Genomic DNA, 819 nt, shown 5'->3' on the forward strand with positions numbered 1-819 from the left:
GGAGTTGTCACGCTAATTCCCACCGATTGCCGGAGCAACGATTTGAACGTAGTCGGTACTGATGCAGACACGGTCCATCATCAGCTACAAACGCCACCGCTTCCCGCCCGAGATCATCGCGCATGCGGTCTGGCTATACGTCCGCTTCAATCTGAGCTTGCGCGAGGTCGAGGAGATGCTGCTGGAACGCGGCATCGACGTTTCTTACGAGACCGTCCGACGATGGACCAGCAAGTTCGGGCCGCAGATCGCTCGCAACTTGCGCCGTCGGCAGGCCCGTCCCGGAGATGTCTGGCATCTCGATGAAGTCGTAGTAAAGATTGCGGGCCGGTCATTCTGGCTCTGGCGTGCCGTCGATCAGGACGGTGTTACTCTGGACGAGATTCTCCAAACTAGACGCGACAAACGCGCGGCAAAGCGACTTCTGGTGCGACTGATCAAGCGATACAGCGTCGTTCCGAAACGTATCGTCACGGACAAGCTGCGGTCCTACAACGCGGCGAAACGCGACGTCGCGCCCGGTCTGGATCACTGGTCGCACAAAGGCCTCAACAACAGGGCCGAAAACAGCCACCTACCGTTCCGCAAACGGGAGAAGACGATGCAGGGCTTCAGATCACCTGGCGGGCTGCAGCGTTTCATCTCCGTTCACTCCGCAACCCGCAACTGCTTCTCCGTTCCCGCCCGCCGCCGAAATGCCCAGACCATCCGCTACCACCGGATGGAAGCCATCGACGCTTGGAAGACGGCGTCCGGCATCGCTTGAAGCAATCTGACAATCCGGGAAGCTGATCCTCCTACGTTAACGTGACAACTCCG

1 protein-coding gene is annotated in these 819 nt (G+C 59.2%); it reads left to right on the top strand.

Translation table 11 applies throughout. The features are described from left to right. Positions 1-61: 61 nt before the first annotated feature. Complete coding sequence (locus O4H62_RS26275; protein WP_269391846.1) at positions 62-766, top strand: IS6 family transposase; 705 nt, start codon at positions 62-64, stop codon at positions 764-766. Positions 767-819: the final 53 nt, after the last annotated feature.

The organism is Parahoeflea alexandrii, assembly GCF_027214025.1.
GTDB classification, from domain to species: Bacteria; Pseudomonadota; Alphaproteobacteria; order Rhizobiales; family Rhizobiaceae; genus Hoeflea; species Hoeflea alexandrii_A.

Excerpts from the sequence above, each read along its gene's own strand:
- O4H62_RS26275 (WP_269391846.1), top strand. The coding sequence starts at position 62 with ATGCAGACACGGTCCATCATCAGCTACAAACGCCACCGCTTCCCGCCC.